Consider the following 21407-nt stretch of genomic DNA (forward strand, 5'->3'; position numbering starts at 1 on the left):
CCGGCCCGGCCCGCGGCTTGGCCCAAGTCCCGGCCAACGGCTCGGCCCGAGGCCCGGCCCTCGACCCGGCCCGCGGTCAGTCCCGCGGCCCGGCCCGCGGCCTCCGATCCACCGGCTCCGCGCGAGCCTTCCGACTTCGATCCCGGGGATGGCGTACATGGTGAACGAGGAGAAGTACCTCGATTACCTCAAGCGGGCGACGACCGACCTCCGCGAGGCCCGACGGCGGCTGCGCGAGATGGAGGAGAAGGACCAGGAGCCCATCGCCATCGTGGCGATGGGCTGCCGCTACCCCGGCGGTGTCGCCACCCCCGAGCAGTTGTGGGAGCTCGTCGCCCGGGGCGGCGACGCGGTCTCCCCGTACCCCACCGACCGCGGCTGGGACACCGACGTCCTCTTCGACCCCGACCCCGACAGCGGGATCGACGCCTACGAGAAGGTCGGCGGCTTCCTCCACGACGCCGCCGACTTCGACCCCGGCTTCTTCGGCATCTCGCCGCGCGAGGCCCTGGCCATGGACCCGCAGCAGCGGCTGCTGCTGGAGATCTCGTGGGAGGCCCTCGAACGGGCCGGGATCGACCCCGCCGCGCTGCGCGGCAGCCGCACCGGCGTCTTCGCCGGGCTCATGTACCACGACTACGCCGCCCGGCTGTTCAGCGTCCCCGAGGAGATCGAGGGCTTCCTCGGCAACGGCAGCTCCGGCAGCATCGCCTCCGGCCGCGTCGCCTACACCCTCGGCCTGGAGGGCCCGGCCGTCACCGTCGACACCGCGTGCTCCTCCTCGCTGGTCGCCCTCCACCTCGCGGCCCAGGCGCTGCGCGGCGGCGAGTGCACGCTCGCGCTGGCGGGAGGCGTCACGGTGATGTCGACGCCCGGCACCTTCACCGAGTTCAGCCGCCAGCGCGGACTGGCCGGCGACGGCCGCTGCAAGTCCTTCGCGGCCGCCGCCGACGGCACCGGCTGGGGCGAGGGCGCCGGCATGCTCCTGCTGGAGCGGCTGTCGGACGCCCGCCGCAACGGCCACCCGGTCCTCGCGGTCGTGCGGGGCTCGGCCGTCAACCAGGACGGCGCCAGCAGCGGCCTGACCGCGCCCAACGGCCCCTCCCAGCAGCGCGTGATCCGCGCCGCCCTCGCCGGCGCCCGCCTGTCCGCCGGCCAGATCGACGTCGTCGAGGCCCACGGCACCGGTACCACCCTCGGCGACCCCATCGAGGCGCAGGCCCTGCTGGCCACCTACGGGCAGGAGCACACGCCCGAACAGCCCCTGCTGCTCGGGTCGGTGAAGTCCAACCTCGGTCACACGCAGGCCGCCGCGGGTGTCGCGGGCATCATCAAGATGGTCATGGCGATGCGGCACGGCGTCGTGCCGAAGACCCTCCACGTCGACGCGCCGACGCCCAACGTCGACTGGACCGAGGGCGCGGTCTCGCTGCTCACGGAGTCCGTCGCCTGGCCTGACACCGGCCACCCGCGCCGGGCCGGCGTCTCCTCGTTCGGCATCAGCGGCACCAACGCCCACACCATCATCGAGCAGGCCCCCGAGGCTGAGGCCGCGGAGACCGTCGAGGCCCCGGCACCCGTGCCCGCCCTGTGGAACCTCTCCGCCAAGACACCGGCGGCCCTGCGCGCCCAGGCGGCCACCCTGCACGGCCACCTGACCGCCCACCCCCACCTGCGCGCCGACGACGTGGCCTTCTCCCTGGCCACCGGACGCACCGACTTCGAGCACCGCGCCGTCCTCACGGCGGCCGACCCGGCCGGACTCCGCGACGCCCTGGCGTCCCTCGCGGACGCGGGCGCCGACGAGGCGACCGCGACCGTGCCGGGCGTCACGCGCGGCCGTCCGGTCGCCGGCAAGACGGCGTTCCTGTTCACGGGGCAGGGCAGCCAGCGCTCCGGCATGGGGCGGGAGTTGTACCGGGCGTATCCGGTCTTCGCGCGGGCCCTGGACGAGGTCTGCTCGCACCTCGGCACACCGCTGCGGGATGTGCTGTTCGGCGAGGACGCCGAGGCGCTGGACCGCACGGAGCACGCGCAGCCGGCGCTGTTCGCCGTCGAGGTGGCGCTGTTCCGGCTGCTGGAGAGCTGGGGCGTGGAGCCCGACTTCGTGTCGGGGCACTCGGTGGGCGAGATCGCCGCGGCGCACGTGGCCGGCGTGCTCTCGCTGGAGGACGCCTGCACGCTGGTCGAGGCGCGCGGACGGCTGATGCAGGCGCTGCCGGGCGACGGCGCGATGATCGCGGTGCAGGCGTCGGAGGACGAGGTCCTGCCGATGCTCACCGACCGGGTGAGCATCGCCGCCGTCAACGGCCCCCAGTCCGTCGTCATCGCCGGTGACGAGGACGCGGCACAGGAGATCGCCGCCTGGTTCGTGGGCCGCAAGTCCAAGCGTCTGACGGTCAGTCACGCATTCCACTCCCCGCACATGGACGGGATGCTCGACGCGTTCCGTGCCGTCGTTGCCGGGCTGTCGTTCGAGGCTCCCCGCATCCCCGTCGTCTCCAACCTGACCGGCGCCGTCGTCACCGACGAGATGGCCTCGGCGGACTTCTGGGTGCGGCACGTCCGCGAGCCCGTCCGCTTCCTCGACGGCGTCCGCACCCTCGCCGAGCGCAACGTCACGCACTTCGTGGAACTCGGCCCCGACGCGGTGCTGTCCGCCATGGCCCAGGAGGGCACGGTCGGCGAGACGGCCGCGTTCGTCCCCTTGCTCCGCACCGGTCGGCCCGAGGCCGAGACCGTCACCGCTGCCCTCGCCCGGCTCCACGTCCGAGGCGTGCCCCTCGCCTGGGACGCCTACTACGCGGGCAGCGGTGCCCGGCGCGTCGACCTGCCCACCTACGCCTTCCAGCGCGAGGCGTACTGGCTCGACGCCGGCCGCCCCGCCGGGGACGTCTCGGCCGCCGGACTCGGTGCCGCCGACCACCCGCTGCTCGGCGCCGCCGTCGCGCTCGCCGGCCTCGACGGCTTCCTCTGCACCGGCCGCCTCTCCCTCGACACCCACCCGTGGCTGGCCGACCACACCGTCCACGGCACCGTCCTGCTGCCCGGCACCGCCTTCGTGGAACTCGCGATCCGCGCCGGCGACCAGGTGGGCTGCGACCTGCTGGAAGAGCTCACCCTGCACGCGCCGCTGGTGCTGCCGCACGACGGCGCCGTCCAGGTCCAGGTGTGGGTCGGGGCACCGGACGCCACGGGCCGCCGCACCCTCGGCGTCCACTCCCGGCCCGAACCGGCCGGGGACGCCCCGCAGGACACGGCGCACGACGCACCGTGGACGCTGAACGCCGACGGCGTCCTCACCACCGGCGCCCCCGCCTCCGGCGTCGCCCCGGAGGTGTGGCCGCCGGCCGGCACCACCACCGTGCCCGTCACCGACCTGTACGCCGGACTCGCCGAAGCGGGCCTGGAGTACGGACCCGCCTTCCAGGGCGTGCGCGCCGCCTGGCGCGCCCCCGACGGGACGACGTACGCCGAACTCGCCCTCGCCGACGAACAGCGCGCCGACGCGGCGCGCTTCGGCCTGCACCCTGCCCTGCTCGACGCCGCCCTGCACACCATCGGCCTCACCGGACTCGTCGAGGACACCGGCCGAGGCCGGCTGCCGTTCTCCTGGAACGGGGTCGCCCTGCACGCCGTGGGCGGCTCGGTGCTGCGCGCACGGCTGACGGCGTCCGGTCCCGAGGCCGTGTCACTGGCGCTCGCCGACGAGGACGGCCGTCCGGTCGCCGACGTCGCCTCGCTCACCCTCCGCCCGATCTCCGCCGGACAGCTCGCCACCGGGCACGGCGGCCACCGCGACGCCCTGTTCGCCGTGGACTGGACGCGCCTCGACACCCCCGCGACGACGGTCGAGGACTGGGCCGTGCTCGCCGACCCGGCCTCCGGCGATCTCCCGGGCCTGCCCGGCGCCCGGTACGCCTCCACGGCCGCGCTGATCGAGGCCTGCGAAGCAGGCGCCCCCGTACCCGCGACCGTCGTCGTCCCCTACGCGGCCCCGGCCGCGCTCACCGCCGAGGCCGTCCACGAGGCCGCGCACCGCACGCTCGCCCTGCTCCACTCCTGGACGGCGGAGGACCGCTTCGCCGACACCCGGCTCGTCCTGCTCACCGAAGGCGCCCTCGCCGCCCGCGACGACGACCGCGTCCCCGACCCGGTCCACGCAGCCGTCTGGGGTCTGGTGCGCTCGGCGCAGTCCGAGAACCCCGGGCGCTTCGTGCTGGTCGACACCGACGGCACCGACGCCTCGATGGCGGCCCTGCCCGGCGCACTCGCCACGGGTGAACCCCAACTCGCCCTGCGCGACGGCATCGTCCACGCCGCCCGCCTCAGCCGAGTCGCCGTGCCTGCCGAGGCCCCGGCTCCCGCGTTCGACGCCGAGGGGACGGTGCTGGTCACCGGAGCGACCGGCACGCTCGGCCGGCTGGTGGCCGGTCACCTGGTGGCGAAGCGCGGCGTACGGCACCTGCTGCTGCTCAGCCGGCGTGGCGCCGAAGCGCCTGGTGCCGCCGAACTGACCGCCGGCCTCGGCGCGTTGGGGGCCTCGGTGTCGTGGGCGGCGTGTGACGCCGCGGATCGTGACGCGCTGGCGGAGGTGCTGGCGGCCGTGCCCGCGGAGCGTCCGCTGACGGCTGTCGTCCACACGGCCGGAGTCCTGGACGACGGCATCGTCGACTCCCTCACGCCGGAGCGGCTCTCCGCCGTCCTGCGCCCCAAGGCCGACGCCGCCCTCAACCTGCACGAGCTCACCCGCGACCTCGACCTCGCCGCGTTCGTCCTCTTTTCGTCGGCCGCCGGCGTCTTCGGCGCGCCCGGCCAGGGCAACTACGCCGCCGCCAACGCCTTCCTGGACGCCCTCGCCCAGCACCGCCGCGCCCACGGCCAGCCCGCCAGCTCGCTCGCCTGGGGCCTGTGGGAGGACACCGACGGCATGGCGGGGCGGCTCGACCAGGCCGACCTGGACCGCATGAAGCGCGGCGGCGTACAGGGCCTCACGGCCGCCGAAGGACTCGCGCTCCTCGACCTCGCCGACGCCCTCGGTACCGCCGGACGCTCCGGGGGAAGCGGCCACGGCGGGTCCCCCCGCGGCCTGCTCGTACCCATGCGGCTGACCCTGCCCCACGGCGCGCGCGGTACCGACGTCGCACCCCTGCTGCGCGGCCTCGTCCGCGGCCCCGGCAGGCGCGTCGTGACGAACACCGGAGACCGTGCCACCGCCGGCTCCGCCCTGGAGCAGCGCCTCCTCGCACTCGACCCGGCCGAGCGGGAGCGGCTGCTCCTCGACCTCGTCCGCGCCCACGTGGCGGACGTCCTCGGCCACGGCTCCCCGGACGCCATCGAGCCCGAACACGCCTTCAGCGAGCTGGGCTTCGACTCCCTCACCGCCGTCGAACTGCGCAACCGGCTCGGCGCCTCGGTCGGCCGACGGCTGCCCGCCACCCTGATCTTCGACTACCCCACCTCCCTCACCCTCGCCCGGCACCTGCTTGTGGAGCTGGCCGGGACGGACGCGGCCACACGCCCGGCCTTCGCCTCCGGAACCGTCGCCGAGGGCGCCCTCGCGGACGACCCGATCGCCATCGTCGCGATGAGCTGCCGCTTCCCCGGCGGCGTCACCACGCCCGAGCAGCTGTGGCGCCTGCTGGAGAACGGCGAGGACGCCGTCTCCGGCTTCCCCGAGGACCGCGGCTGGGACCTCGACGCCCTGTACGACCCCGACCCGGACCACCCCGGCACCTCGTACACCCGGCACGGCGGCTTCCTCCACGACGCCGCCGCGTTCGACCCCACCTTCTTCGGCATCAGCCCGCGCGACGCCGTCGGCACCGACCCGCAGCAGCGGCTCCTCCTGGAGACCACCTGGGAGGCGTTCGAGCGGGCGGGCATCGACCCGGCCACGATGCGCGGCAGCCGGACCGGTGTCTTCGCGGGCGTGATGTACCACGACTACGCCACGCTCCTCGAACGCAGCGCCGACGGCGCCGACGGTTCCCTCGGCTCGGGCAGCACCGGCAGCATCGCCTCGGGCCGCGTCTCGTACACCTTCGGCCTCGAAGGACCCGCCGTCACCATCGACACGGCGTGCTCCTCGTCGCTGGTCGCCCTGCATCTCGCCGTCCAGGCGCTGCGCAGCGGCGAATGCGACATGGCGCTGGCCGGCGGCGTCACCGTCATGGCCACCCCCGGCACCTTCGTCGGCTTCAGCCGTCAGCGCGGCCTGTCCGCCGACGGCCGCTGCCGCGCCTTCTCCGACGACGCCGACGGCACCGGCTGGGCCGAGGGCGCCGGCATGCTGCTGGTGGAGCGCCTGTCCGACGCGCGCGCCAAGGGCCACCCCGTGCTGGCGGTGGTGCGGGGTTCGGCGATCAACCAGGACGGCGCCAGCAACGGCATGACCGCCCCCAACGGGCCGTCCCAGCAGCGCGTCATCCGCGCCGCCCTGGCAAGTGGGGGACTTACCGCGGCGGACGTGGACGCCGTGGAGGCGCACGGCACGGGCACGACGCTGGGCGATCCGATCGAGGCGCAGGCGCTGCTGGCGACGTACGGCCAGGAGCGGGGCGGCGAGCAGCCGCTGTGGCTGGGCTCGATCAAGTCCAACTTCGGTCACACGCAGGCCGCGGCGGGTGTCGCGGGCATCATCAAGATGGTCATGGCTATGCGGCACGGCGTGCTCCCCAGGACGCTTCACGCCGACGAGCCCTCGGCGCACGTGGACTGGTCGGCGGGCGCGGTGTCCCTGCTCACCGAGGCCGTCGCCTGGCCCGAGACCGGCCGTCCGCGCCGGGCCGGCGTCTCGTCGTTCGGGATCAGCGGCACCAACGCCCACACGATCATCGAGCAGGCACCTGCCGCCCCTGCCGCGCCTGTGACCCCTGCCTCGCACGGTCCGCTTCCGCTGCGGCTCTCCGGCCGCAGCGCCGACGCCCTGTCCGCCCAGGCCCGCGCCCTGCGCGCACACCTGGCCGCCCAACCGGGCACCTCCCTGCGCGACCTCGCGTACTCCCTGGCCACCGGCCGGGCCGCCTTCGACCACCGCGCCGTCGTCGTCGCTTCGGACGACGCGTCGCTCGCCGCCGCACTCGACGGCATTGCCGACGGGCACCCCGCTCCCGGGCTCACGGCCGGCACGGTCAGCAAGGGCGGTCGCACGGCGTTCCTGTTCACGGGACAGGGGAGTCAGCGGCTGGGGATGGGGCGTGAGTTGTACGCGGCCTATCCGGTGTTCGCGCAGGCGCTGGACGCGGTGCGTGAGCGGCTGGGTCTGGACGTGCTGTTCGGTGACGACGCCGAAGCGTTGGACCGGACGGAGTTCGCGCAGCCGGCGTTGTTCGCGGTGGAGGTCGCGCTCTTCAGGCTGCTGGAGTCGTGGGGTGTGCGGCCGGACTTCGTGTCCGGGCATTCGGTGGGTGAGATCGCTGCCGCGCATGTGGCCGGGGTGCTGTCGCTGGAGGATGCGTGCACGCTGGTGGAGGCGCGTGGGCGGTTGATGCAGGCGCTGCCCAGTGGTGGCGTGATGATTGCGCTTCAGGCTGCGGAGGACGAGGTCCTGTCCCTGCTGAACGACCGGGTGAGCATCGCCGCCGTCAACGGGCCGCAGGCGGTCGTCATCGCCGGTGACGAGGATGCCGCGTTCGCGATCGTGGAGTCCTTTGGGGACCGGAAGTCCAAGCGGCTCCACGTCAGCCACGCTTTCCACTCGCCGCACATGGACGGCATGCTCGACGCGTTCCGCGAGGTCGTCTCCGGGCTGACGTTCGAGAGCCCGCGCATCCCGGTCGTCTCCAACCTCACCGGCGCCCTGGTTACGGACGAGATGGCGTCGGCCGATTTCTGGGTGCGCCATGTCCGCGAGGCTGTGCGGTTCCTGGACGGTGTTCGCGCCCTGGAGGCCGCCGGCGTCAGCACGTTTTTGGAGCTGGGACCGGACGGCGTGCTGTCTGCCATGGCTCAGGAGTGTGTGACGGGCGACGGAGCGGGTTTCGCCCCGCTGCTGCGTGGTGGCCGGCCGGAGGCCGAGACCGTCCTCACCGCCCTTGCCCACCTGCACGTTCGGGGTGGGTCCGTGGACTGGGAGGCCCTTTTCGCAGGCACCGGTGCGCGGCGTGTGGACCTGCCCACCTACGCCTTCCAGCGCGCCCGCTACTGGCCCGAGGCCGCCCACCCGCTCCCCGGTGACGCCGCAGGGCTCGGCCTTGCCGCCGCTGGGCACCCCTTGCTGGGTGCGTCCGTCACCCTGGCCGATGTCGACGGCCATGTGTTCACGGGTCGGTTGTCGTTGCGTTCGCATCCGTGGCTGGCCGATCACGTGGTGTTCGGGTCGGTGGTGTTGCCGGGCACGGCGTTTGTGGAGCTGGCTCTGCATGCGGGTGAGCGTGTGGGGTGTCCGGATCTCGAGGAGCTGACGCTTGCGGCGCCTTTGGTGCTGCCGGAGTCCGGTGCGGTTCAGGTGCAGGTGGTGGTCGGGGAGGCCGACGGATCGGGCGGTCGTTCCGTTGTCGTCTACTCGCGTCCGGACGGTGACGACGAGGCCTGGGTTCGCCATGCGGTGGGCCTGCTGACGGACGGCATCCCGGCTGAGGTGACCGACCTGTCCGTGTGGCCTCCCGCCGGAGCCACCGCCGTGAGCGCTGCGAGCGTCTACGAGGTGCTGGACGCCGCCGGTCTCACGTACGGCCCCCTGTTCCAGGGGCTCGGTGCGGCATGGCGGCGTGACGGCGAGCTGTTCGCGGAGGTGTCGCTCCCCGCGGAGGTGCACGGTGACGCCGAGGGGTTCGGTGTACATCCGGCGTTGCTGGACGCGGTGTTGCACAGTCTGGCGCTGGGTGGGGTACTCACGGGCTCGGATGAGGGCGCGCGGTTGCCGTTCGCGTGGAGTGGTGTGCGGCTGTACGCGGCCGGCGCGTCGTCGGTGCGTGTGCGGGTGGCGTCGGCCGGGGACGGTGCGGTGTCGCTGGAGCTGGCGGACCCGACGGGTGCCCCGGTGGTGTCGGTCGAGTCGCTCGCGCTGCGCGCGGTCTCGCCCGACCAGATCGACGCCGCGCACGACAATCGCCAGAACTCCCTCTACCGGCTCGAATGGACCGGACGTCTGGCCGAGCGGGAGCGGACTTCGCCGGCGCTGACGGCCAGTTGGGCGGTCGTCGGCGCCGGGATACCGGGTCTGGACGGCCCGATCCACACCGGCCTCGCTGCCCTGGCAGATGCGTCCGACGCCGTGCCGGACCTGGTGTTCGTCACCCTCGCAGCAGCCGAGGACGTTCTGCCGGAAGCGGTGCATGCCGGAGCCTCCGGCGCGCTTGCCCTTGTGCAGGCCTGGCTGGAGGAGGACCGCTTCGCCGACTCCCGCCTCGTGTTCGTCACCCGCGGGGCGATGGCGGCCGACGACCTTGTCGGCGCGGCGGTCTGGGGCCTGGTCCGTTCCGCCGCGACCGAGCACCCCGGCCGGTTCGCCCTCGTCGACCTCGACGACAGGGCCCTGCCCACGGAGGCGGTTGCCGCGGCCCTGGCCGCGGGGGAGTCCGAGATGCTCGCCCGCGAAGGCGCGGTGCGGGTGCCGCGTCTGGTCCGTGCAGTGGTGGCGCCGGAGGCGGAGCCGCTGGTGCTGGACGGCACGGTGTTGGTGACGGGTGCCAGTGGTGCGCTGGGCGGGCTGTTCGCGCGTCATCTGGTGTCCGCGTACGGGGTGCGGGATCTGCTGCTGGTGAGCCGGCGAGGTGCGGATGCGCCGGGCGCGGCCGAGTTGACCGCTGAGCTGGCGGGGCTGGGTGCGTCGGTGGCGTGGGCGGCGTGTGACGTCGCCGACCGGGACGCGCTGGCCGGGGTGCTGGAGGCGATTCCGGTGGAGCGCCCGCTGTCGGCGGTGGTGCATACCGCGGGCGTGCTGGATGACGGTGTGGTCGGGTCGCTGACTGCGGAGCGTCTGTCGGCGGTGCTGCGTCCGAAGGTGGACGCGGCGTGGAACCTGCATGAGCTGACGCGGGGCATGGATCTGTCGGCGTTCGTGCTGTTCTCCTCCGCTGCTGGTGTGTTCGGCAACGCGGGGCAGGCGAACTACGCGGCGGCCAACTCCTTCCTGGACGCGCTGGCTGTTCACCGCAGGTCGCAGGGTCTGGCGGCGACGTCGCTGGCGTGGGGCCTGTGGGACGGCGGCATGGCCGGCGAGCTCGATGCCGATGAGGTGTCGCGGCTGGGCCGAGGCGGCGTCAGCGCGCTCTCGCAGGAAGAGGGCCTGGCCCTGTTCGACGCGGCCGCCGCTTCGCAGGACGCGGAGTTCGTACCGGTGAAGCTGGACCTGGGCGCGCTGCGTACGCAGGCGGCCAGCGGGATGCTGCCGCCGCTGCTGAGCGGTCTGGTCCGCGTCCCGGCCCGTCGCGCCGCGAAGGCTGTCGGCTCGGGGGCGGAGGCGGAACGCCTGGCCGGACTGCCCGTGGCCGAGCAGAAGGCTCATGTCCTGGAGCTCGTCCGCGCCCAGGTCGCGGGGGTGCTCGGTTACGCGGGTCCGGAGGGTGTGGAGCCGGATCGGTCGTTCCGTGAGCTGGGCTTCGACTCGCTGACCGCCGTCGAGCTGCGCAACCGGCTCGGGGCGGCGATCGGGCTGCGCCTGCCGGCCACCCTCGTCTTCGACTACCCGACCTCCGTGGTCCTGGCCGAGCACCTGCGTGGAGAACTCGTCGGAGCTGCCCCGGCAGCAGTGGCGCCGGTCGCCGTCCCGGTCCGTGACGACGAGCCGATCGCGATTGTGGGTCTGGGCTGCCGTTATCCGGGTGGGGTGGAGAGTCCGGAGGATCTGTGGCGGCTCGTTCTTGAGGGCCGGGACGCGATCTCTGGCTTCCCTGAGGATCGTGGCTGGGACGTGGAGGCGTTGTTCGACGCCGATCCCGATCAGCAGGGGACGAGCTACGCCCGGGAGGGTGGCTTCGTCCGGGATGCGGGTCACTTTGACCCGGCCTTCTTCGGGATCTCGCCGCGCGAGGCCGTGGCGATGGATCCGCAGCAGCGGTTGCTGCTGGAGACGTCCTGGGAGGCGTTCGAGCGGGCCGGCATCGACCCGACGACGATGCGGGGCAGCCGGACCGGTGTCTTCGCGGGTGTGATGTACCACGACTACGCCTCCCGCCTGTCGGTGCTGCCGGAAGGCGTCGAAGGCTTCCTTGGCACGGGTAACGCCGCGAGTGTCATCTCGGGCCGCCTCTCCTATGCGTTCGGGCTCGAGGGTCCGGCTGTCACCGTCGACACGGCCTGCTCGTCCTCGCTCGTCGCCCTGCACCTGGCGGTGCAGGCGCTGCGTAGTGGTGAGTGCGATCTGGCGCTGGCCGGTGGTGTGACGGTCATGGCGACGCCGGCGGCGTTCGTGGAGTTCAGTCGACAGCGTGGTCTTGCGTCCGATGGCCGGTGCAAGGCGTTCTCGGCGGACGCGGATGGTACGGGCTGGGCCGAGGGTGCGGGTGTGATGGTCGTGGAGCGGCTGTCGGACGCGCGTGCCAAGGGCCACCAGGTGCTGGCGGTGGTGCGGGGTTCGGCGGTGAACCAGGACGGCGCGAGCAATGGTCTGACGGCGCCGAACGGTCCGTCGCAGCAGCGGGTGATCCGGCAGGCGCTTGCCAATGCGCGGCTGAGCGCGGCCGAGATCGACGTGGTCGAGGCGCACGGTACGGGTACGACGCTGGGTGATCCGATCGAGGCGCAGGCGCTGCTGGCGACGTACGGCCAGGAGCACGGTGACGAGCAGCCGCTGTGGCTGGGTTCGATCAAGTCGAACATGGGTCACACGCAGGCCGCGGCCGGTGTCGCGGGCATCATCAAGATGGTCATGGCGATGCGCCATGGTGTGCTGCCGCGGACGCTGCACGTGGACGAGCCGTCCCCGCACGTGGACTGGTCGGAAGGTGCGGTCTCGCTGCTGGCCGAGCAGAGGGACTGGCCGGAGACCGGCCGCCCGCGCCGCGCCGCGGTGTCCTCGTTCGGCTTCAGCGGCACCAACGCCCACGCCATCATCGAACAGGCCCCCGAGCTGGAACCGGTTGAAGCACGGGAGCAGGCCCCGACGGAGGTCCTGCCGTACGTGCTGTCGGCGAAGACCCCGGATGCACTGCGCGACCAGGCGGCACGGCTCCACTCGCACATCGAGGAAGCCGTCGACGTCAGTGCCGCCGTCGCCCTCTCGCTGGCCACCCAGCGCACCGCCTTCGAGCACCGCGCGGCGGTCGTGGCCTCGGACCGGGATGAACTGCTGCGCGGCCTCGCCGCACTGCAGGCCGGTGGTCCGGTGCCGTCGGTCACGCGGGACACCGTGAGCACCGGCAAGCTCGCCTTCCTCTTCACCGGTCAGGGCAGCCAGCGGCTGGGGATGGGGCGTGAGTTGTACGCGGCCTATCCGGTGTTCGCGCTGGCGTTGGACGCGGTGCGTGAGCGGCTTGGGCTGGATGTGCTGTTCGGGGATGACGCCGAGGCGTTGGATCGTACGGAGTTCGTGCAGCCTGCGTTGTTCGCGGTGGAGGTGGCGCTGTTCCGGCTGCTGGAGAGCTGGGGTGTGAAGCCGGACTTCCTCTCCGGCCACTCGATCGGCGAGATCGCCGCCGCCCACGTTGCCGGGGTGCTGTCCCTGGAGGACGCGTGCACGCTGGTCGAGGCGCGGGGCCGTTTGATGCAGGCGCTGCCCACCGGCGGCGTGATGATCGCGGTGCAGGCGTCGGAGGACGAGGTCCTGCCGCTGCTGAACGAGCGCGTGAGCATCGCTGCCGTCAACGGGCCTTCGTCGGTTGTCATCGCAGGTGACGAGGATGCCGCGACGGCGATCGTGGAGTCCTTCGGTGACCGGAAGTCGAAGCGTCTGACGGTCAGTCACGCGTTCCACTCGCCGCACATGGACGGGATGCTCGACGCGTTCCGTGAGGCGGTGTCTGGGCTGACGTTCGCGGCGCCGCGCATCCCGGTCGTCTCGAACCTGACCGGCGACGTTGTCACCGATGAGATGGGCTCCGCGGACTTCTGGGTACGCCACGTCCGCGATGCAGTGCGCTTCCTCGACGGCGTCCGCGCCCTGGAGGCGGCTGGCGTCACCACGTACCTCGAACTCGGCCCCGACGGCGTGCTGTCGGCGATGGCGCAGGAGTGCGTCACCGGGGAAGGCGCGGCCTTCGTGCCCGTCTTGCGCTCCTCGCGCCCCGAGGCCGAGACCGTCATCGCCGCACTCGCCCAGGCCCACAACCGGGGCGTCGCGGTCGACTGGCAGGCGTACTTCGCCGGGATCGGCGCTGAGCCCGTCGATCTTCCCACCTATGCCTTCCAGCGGCAGCGGTACTGGCTGGAGGCGCCCGAGCACATTGCGACCGGGGACGTGACGTCCGCAGGGCTCGGTGCGACGGACCACCCCATGCTGGGTGCGGCTCTCGCGCTCGCGGACGCCGACGGTCTGGTGTTCACGGGTCGGTTGTCGTTGCGGTCGCATCCGTGGCTGGCCGATCACGTGGTGTTCGGGTCGGTGGTGTTGCCAGGGACGGCGTTTGTGGAGCTGGCTCTGCATGCGGGTGAGTGTGTGGGGTGTCCGGGTCTGGCGGAGTTGACGCTTGCGGCGCCTTTGGTTCTGCCGGAGTCCGGTGCGGTTCAGATGCAGGTGGTGGTCGGTGAGGCCGACGGCTCTGGCGGCCGTCCGGTTGCGGTCTACTCCCGTCCGGACGACGCGGACGTGCCGTGGGTCCGCCACGCCGTGGGTGTGCTGACCGACGACGTTCGGCAGGGCGCTGCCGACCTGTCCGTGTGGCCTCCGGCCGGCGCGAGTGCCGTCGAGGTCGACGCGGCGTACGAGGTGCTGGACGCGGCGGGCCTTGTGTACGGGCCGCTGTTCCGGGGGCTGCGTGCGGCGTGGCGGCGCGGTGACGAGCTGTTCGCCGAGGTGGCCGTGCCGGAGGAGGCGCAGCGGGACGCGGACACGTTCGGTGTGCATCCGGCCTTGCTGGACGCGGTGTTGCACAGTCTGGCGCTGGGTGGTGTTCTCGCGGGCTCGGATGAGGGCGCGCGGTTGCCGTTCGCGTGGAGTGGTGTGCGGTTGCACGCGGCCGGCGCGTCGTCGGTTCGGGTGCGGGTGGCGTCGGCCGGGGACGGTGCGGTGTCGCTGGAGCTGGCGGACCCGACGGGTGCCCCGGTGGTGTCGGTCGAGTCGCTCGCGCTGCGCGCGGTCTCGCCCGACCAGATCGACGCCGCGCACGACAACCGACGACAGGATTCACTGTTCGAGGTCGACTGGACGGCGCTGCCTCCCGCGTCGGACACCCGGCAGCAGACGGTGCTGTGGCTCGGAGGCGCTGGACTCGCCGCCCTCGCGGGCGACGGCCAGGCCGTGCCGGAGGCCGTGGTGGTGCCGCTCGACCGGGCTGTTGCCGACGACCTGCCGGGTGCGGTCCATGCGGAGTCCGGTCGTGTGCTGGGTCTGGTGCAGGAGTGGCTGGGTGACGAGCGGTTCGCCGCGTCGCGTCTGGTGTTCCTGACGCGGGGTGCGGTGGCCGCTGTGCCGGGTGACGAGGTCGCGGATCTCGTACATGCGCCGGTGTGGGGCCTGGTCCGTTCCGCGCAGTCGGAGAACCCGGGCCGGTTCGGCCTGATCGACCTCGACGGTGAGATCGACGCCGACACCGTCACTGCGGCGTTGCGCTCGGGTGAGCCGGAGGTCGCGGTCAGGGCGGGGACGTTCCTGGTGCGGCGTCTGGTCCGTGCGGTGGTGGCGCCGGAGGCCGGGCCGCTGGTGCTGGACGGCACGGTGTTGGTGACGGGTGCCAGTGGTGAGCTGGGCGGGCTGTTCGCGCGTCATCTGGTGTCCGCGTACGGGGTGCGGGATCTGCTGTTGGTGAGCCGGCGGGGTGGGGACGCGCCGGGTGCGGCCGAGTTGACCGCTGAGCTGGCGGGGCTGGGTGCGTCGGTGGTGTGGGCGGCGTGTGACGTCGCCGACCGGGACGCGCTGTCCGGGGTGATCGATGCGATTCCGGTGGAGCGTCGGCTGTCGGCGGTGGTGCATACCGCGGGTGTGCTGGACGACGGTGTGGTCGCGTCGCTGGACCAGGAGCGTCTGTCGGCGGTGCTGCGTCCGAAGGTGGACGCGGCGTGGAACCTGCATGAGCTGACGCGGGACAAGGGTCTGTCGGCGTTCGTGCTGTTCTCCTCCGCCGCCGGCGTGTTCGGGAACGCGGGGCAGGCGAACTACGCGGCCGCCAACTCCTTCCTTGACGCGCTGGCTGCGCACCGCAGGTCGCAGGGTCTGGCGGCGACGTCGCTGGCGTGGGGCCTGTGGGACGGAGGCATGGCCGGCGAGGTGTCGCGTTCGGGACGCGGTGCCGTGAACGCCCTGACGGAGGACGAGGGCCTGGCCCTCTTCGACACCGCTGCCGCTTCGCCGACGGCCGTGCTCGTGCCGCTGAAGCTCGACCTGGCGGCCCTGCGTTCCCAGGCCGTGGGCGGCGGGATGCTGCCGCCGCTGTTGAGCGGCCTGGTCCGCGTCCCGGCCCGTCGTGCCGCGAAGGCCGGCATCGGGTCCGTGGCCGAGCGCCTGGCCGGACTCTCCGTGGCCGAGCAGGAAGCACACGTCCTGGAGCTGGTGCGCTCCGAGGTCGCGGCGGTACTGGGACACGCGGGTCCGGAGGGGGTGGAGCCGGATCGGTCGTTCCGTGAGCTGGGCTTCGACTCGCTGACCGCCGTCGAGCTGCGCAACCGGCTTGCCGCGGCCATCGGGCAGCGCCTGCCGGCCACCCTGGTCTTCGACTACCCGACCGCCGCGCTTCTCGCGGAATACGTGCGAGGCGAACTGGTCGGTACGGAAACCGTGGTGACCGCAGCCGTACCCATTGCTCTGCGCGACGACGAGCCGATCGCGATCGTGGGTCTGGGCTGCCGTTATCCGGGTGGGGTGGAGAGTCCGGAGGATCTGTGGCGGCTGGTCCTTGAAGGCCGGGATGCGATTTCCGGCTTCCCTGAGGATCGTGGCTGGGACGTGGAGGCGTTGTTCGACGCCGATCCCGACCAGCAGGGGACGAGCTACGCCCGGGAGGGTGGCTTCGTCCGGGACGCCGGTCACTTCGACCCCGCCTTCTTCGGGATCTCGCCGCGCGAGGCCGTGGCGATGGATCCGCAGCAGCGTCTGCTGCTGGAGACGTCGTGGGAGGCCTTCGAGCGGGCCGGCATCGACCCGACGACGATGCGGGGAAGCCGGACCGGTGTCTTCGCGGGTGTGATGTACCACGACTACGCGTCCCGGCTGAGCGTGCTGCCGGAGGGTGTTGAGGGCTTCGTCGGTACCGGCAACGCGGCGAGTGTCATCTCGGGGCGGCTGTCGTACGCCTTCGGTCTTGAGGGCCCGGCGGTGACGGTGGACACCGCGTGCTCCTCGTCCTTGGTGGCGCTCCATCTGGCGGTGCAGGCGCTGCGCAGTGGTGAGTGTGATCTGGCGCTGGCCGGTGGTGTGACGGTGATGGCGACGCCGGCGGCGTTCGTGGAGTTCAGTCGGCAGCGTGGTCTGGCGTCCGATGGCCGGTGCAAGGCGTTCTCGGCGGACGCCGATGGCACGGGCTGGGCCGAGGGTGCGGGTGTGATGGTCGTGGAGCGGCTGTCGGACGCCCGTGCCAAGGGCCACCCGGTGCTGGCGGTGGTGCGGGGTTCGGCGGTGAACCAGGACGGCGCGAGCAATGGTCTGACGGCGCCGAACGGTCCGTCGCAGCAGCGGGTGATCCGGCAGGCGCTGGCCAATGCCCGGCTCACCGCCGCGGACGTGGATGTCGTGGAGGCGCACGGCACGGGTACGACGCTGGGCGATCCGATCGAGGCCCAGGCCCTCCTGGCGACCTACGGCCAGGAGCACGGTGACGAGCAGCCGCTGTGGCTGGGTTCGATCAAGTCGAACATGGGTCACACGCAGGCTGCGGCCGGTGTCGCGGGCATCATCAAGATGGTCATGGCGATGCGGCACGGTGTGCTGCCGCGGACGCTGCACGTCGATGAGCCGTCGCCGCACGTGGACTGGTCGGAAGGCGCGGTCTCGCTGCTGGCCGAGCAAAGGGACTGGCCGGAGACCGGGCGTCCGCGCCGCGCAGCCGTGTCGTCGTTCGGCTTCAGCGGCACCAACGCCCACGCCATCATCGAACAGGCCCCCGAACCCGTTCCCGCACCCGCGCCCGTACAGCCGCAGGAACCGGAGCGGCCGACCGGCCCGCTTCCCTGGACGCTGTCCGGGAAGTCCGTCGAAGCCCTCCGTGAACAGGTCGCACGACTGCGGGCGTTTGTCCTCGACAACGCGGACGCGACCCCTGCCGACATCGGCTGGTCCCTGGCCATGACCCGTACCGTGCTGGACCGCCGCGCCGTGGTCGTCGCGGAGGACCGCGAGGGATTCCTTGCCGCGCTCGAAGCGCTGGTAGCCGGCGAGGCGAGCGCGGCAGTGACACAGGGCACGGCGGCGACGGGCAAGGTGGCCTTCCTCTTCACCGGCCAGGGCAGCCAGCGCCCGGGCATGGGCCGGGAGCTGTACGCCACGTACTCCGTGTTCGCGGACGCCCTGGACGCGGTCTGCTCGCACCTCACCATCCCGCTGAGGGATGTGCTGTTCGGCGACGACGCGGACCTCCTCGACCGGACGGAGTGGACCCAGCCGGCGTTGTTCGCGGTCGAGGTGGCGCTGTTCCGGCTCCTGGATTCGTGGGGTGTGAAGGCGGACTTCCTGTCCGGTCACTCCATCGGCGAGATCGCCGCCGCGCATGTCGCCGGGGTGCTGTCGCTGGAGGACGCGTGCACGCTGGTGGAGGCTCGCGGACGGCTGATGCAGGCGTTGCCCACGGGCGGTGTGATGATCGCGCTGGAGGCGGCCGAGGACGAGGTCCTGCCGCTGTTGGACGAGCGCGTGAGCGTCGCCGCGGTCAACGGGCCCCAGTCCGTGGTCATCGCGGGTGACGAGGAGACGGCCGTGGCCGTCGTGGAGCTGTTCCCGGACCGCAGGTCGAAGCGGCTGGCGGTCAGCCACGCCTTCCACTCCCCGCACATGGACGGCATGCTCGACGCCTTCCGCGAGGTCGCCGAGGGCCTGACCTACGCCACCCCCTGCATCCCCGTCGTCTCCAACCTCACCGGCACCGTCGTCACCGACGAGATGGCCACGCCCGACTTCTGGGTCCGCCACGTCCGCGAGGCCGTCCGCTTCCTGGACGGCGTCCGCGCCCTGGAGGCCGCAGGCGTCACCACCTACCTCGAACTCGGCCCCGACGGCGTCCTGTCCGCCATGGCCCAGGACTGCCTGACCAGCGAGGGCGCCGCCTTCACCCCCGTCCTGCGCTCCGCCCGCCGAGAGGGTGAGACCGTCACCACCGCAATCGCCGTCGCCCACACCCGGGGCGTCGCGGTCGACTGGCAGACCTACTTCGCCGGGACTGGTGCCCGCCGCGTCGACCTGCCCACCTACGCCTTCCAGAGGCAGCGCTACTGGCTGGAGGCCCCCGCGCACGCCCTGAGCGGCGACGTGACGTCCGCGGGCCTCGGCAGCGCGGATCACCCGCTGCTTGGCGCGGCGGTCGAGCTGCCCGACTCCGACGGGTTCCTCTTCACGGGCCGGATCTCCCTGCGCACCCATCCCTGGCTGGCGGACCACCGCGTCGCGGGCACCGCGCTGCTGCCCGGCGCCGCGCTCGTCGAACTGGCCGTGCGGGTCGGGGACCACGCGGGCTGCGACCTGCTGGAGGACCTGACGCTGGAGGCGCCGCTGGTGCTGCCCGAGACGGGCGGCGTGCAGCTCCGGCTCACCGTCGCGGAGCCCGAGGCGGCAGGGCGGCGCGCCTTCCACGTGTACTCGCGGCCCGAGGAGTCCGCGGCGGACGAGCCGTGGACCCGGCACGCCGGCGGTTTCCTGGCCGTGGCGACCGAGGGGACGCCCGCGGCGGAGGAAGCGGCCGCGTGGCCGCCCGCCGGGGCCGAGCCCTGCGATGTGGACGAGCTCTACGCGTCCTTCGACGCGATGGGCCTCGCGTACGGTCCGGCGTTCCGCAACCTGCGGCGCGCCTGGCGGCTCGGCGACGGCGAGGTCTGCGCCGAGGTCGCCCTCGCCGACGACGACAGGCCGGAGGGCGCGCGGTTCGGGCTCCACCCGGCGCTGCTGGACTCGGCCCTGCACGCGGCCGGTCTCGGGGACTTCTTCCCCGGCGCCGAGCCGGGTGCCCGCCTGCCCTTCGCGTGGGACTCGGTGCGGCTGCACGCCGTGGGCGCCTCCGCGCTGCGGGTGCGCATGGCACTGGCCGGACAGGACGCCGTCTCCCTGCGGATCGCGGACGAGACGGGGCAGCCGGTGCTCACCGTCGCCTCCCTCGTCCTGCGTCCGCTGAACGTCGACGGGATCACGGGCGGTGCCGGCGGGCCCGGTGGGGCCTTCCGGGACAGCTTGTTCCGGGTCGACTGGCCGGTGCTGCCGTTGCCCGGGGACGTGCAGCCGGAGGCCGCGGGCCGCTGGGCCCTGCTGGGCGGGGACCCGTTCAAGCTGGGTGCCGTCCTCGGCGTGCAGAGCGTCCACCCGGACCTGGCGTCGCTCGGCGGGGAGATCGGTGCCCTCCAGGCCGACGACGTGCCGGAGACCGTCCTCGTCGCCCTCGCACCGGACGTCTCCACCGCCGGCGGCCTCGCGCCTGCGGCGCACAGCGCCGTCACCGCCGCACTGGAACTGGTCAGGACCTGGCTCGCGGACGAGCGGTTCGCCGCCTCCCGGCTGGCCCTCGTCACCCGGGGCGCGGTCGCCGTGGACGCCGACGAGGACGTCGAAGACCTGGCGCACGCCGCGGTGTGGGGCCTGGTCCGTTCCGCGCAGGCCGAGCACCCGGGCCGGTTCGTGCTGGTCGACGTCGACTCCGAGGACGCGTCCCTCCGGGCGCTGCCCGCCGCGCTCGACACCGACGAGACGCAAATCGCCGTCCGGGACGGCGTCGTACGGGCCCCGCGCCTTGCGCGCGCCGCCACCGCCCCCACACAGTCCGCGGACGCCGCCTTTGACCCGGACGGCACCGTCCTGGTCACGGGCGCCGGCGGCACCCTCGGCGGACTCCTCGCCCGGCACCTGGTGGACGTCCACGGGGTGCGGCGCCTGCTGCTGGTGAGCCGGCGCGGCGCGGGGGCGGAGAACGCGGCGGAGCTGACGGAGCGCCTGGGCGCGTCCGGTGCGCAGGTGACCTGGGCGGCGTGCGATGTGGCCGACCGCGACGCGCTCGCCGCCGTACTGGCGGGCATCCCCGCGGAGCACCCGCTCACCGCGGTCGTGCACGCGGCCGGTGTCCTGGACGACGGAACCGTCGAGTCGCTGACCCCGGACCGGCTGCGGCGCGTCCTGCGGCCCAAGGTCGACGCGGCCTGGCACCTGCACGATCTGACCCGCGACCTGGACCTGTCCGCGTTCGTCCTCTTCTCCTCGGCCGCCGGTGTCCTCGGCAACGCCGGACAGGCCAACTACGCCGCGGGCAACACCTTCCTCGACGCCCTCGCCCAGCACCGCAGGGCGCAGGGACTCACGGCGGTGTCGCTGGCCTGGGGCCTGTGGGACGACGAGGCCGGCATGGCCGGGACCCTCGACGCGGCCGAGCGGCGGCGCCTGGGCCGGGGTGGCATGCTGCCGCTCTCCCCGGCGGAGGGCCTGGCCCTGTTCGACGCCGCCCTGCCCGGTGCCGGGGAGGAAGCGACCACGTCCCTCCTGGTGCCGGCGCGGTTGGACCTGGCCGAACTCCGCAGGGCCGTCGGCGACTGGACACCGCCGCTGCTGCGCGGCCTGCTCCGCGGCACCGCACGGCGCCGGGCGAGCGACGCGTCGGCGCAGACCCCGGACTCGCTCGCGCAGCGGCTCGCCCAACTGCCCTCCGCCGAACGGGACCGGGTCCTGCTCGACCTGGTCTGCACCCAGGTGGCCCAGGTCCTCGGCCACAGCGGATCCGCCGCCATCGAACCCGGCAGCGCCTTCAAGGAACTGGGCTTCGACTCACTGACCGCGGTGGAACTGCGCAACCGCCTCGGAGCCGCGTCCGGGCTGAGGCTGCCCGCCACGCTGATCTTCGACTACCCGACTCCGGAAGCGCTGAGCGGCTACCTGCGCTCCGCGCTGCCCCTCGACGACGACGGGCCGTCGGTCCTCGGCGAACTCGACCGGCTCGAGGAGGCCTTGGGTGCGTCCGACGCGGACAGCGTCACCGCTTCGCGGATCACGATGCGCCTGCAGGCCCTCCTGGCCAAGTGGAAGGACGCGCAGGAAGCCGGTGGCACGGCCCCTGACACGGCCGACGACGACGGCGACCTCGAAACCGCCACGGACGACGAGCTCTTCGACCTGCTGGACGAGGAACTCGGCTCCTCCTGACCCTTCCCTCCGCCCCACCTGCCCCACGAACCATCCGCGCCACCGGAGACCCGGC

Annotated in this window: 1 protein-coding gene; it reads left to right on the top strand. The window is 73.2% G+C overall.

Annotated features, from left to right (window positions below; all coding sequences use genetic code 11):
* Positions 1–157: 157 nt before the first annotated feature.
* Positions 158–21352, top strand: coding sequence for an SDR family NAD(P)-dependent oxidoreductase (locus ABZ479_RS22165; RefSeq protein ID WP_500463241.1), 21195 nt, complete (start codon positions 158–160; stop codon positions 21350–21352).
* The last annotated feature ends 55 nt before the right edge of the window (positions 21353–21407 follow it).

The sequence above is a fragment of the Streptomyces sp. NPDC005722 genome (assembly GCF_040630935.1).
Classification (GTDB): domain Bacteria; phylum Actinomycetota; class Actinomycetes; order Streptomycetales; family Streptomycetaceae; genus Actinacidiphila.

Bases quoted from the DNA above. Each gene is read 5' to 3' on its own strand.
- ABZ479_RS22165 (WP_500463241.1), top strand. From the start codon at position 158: ATGGTGAACGAGGAGAAGTACCTCGATTACCTCAAGCGGGCGACGACC.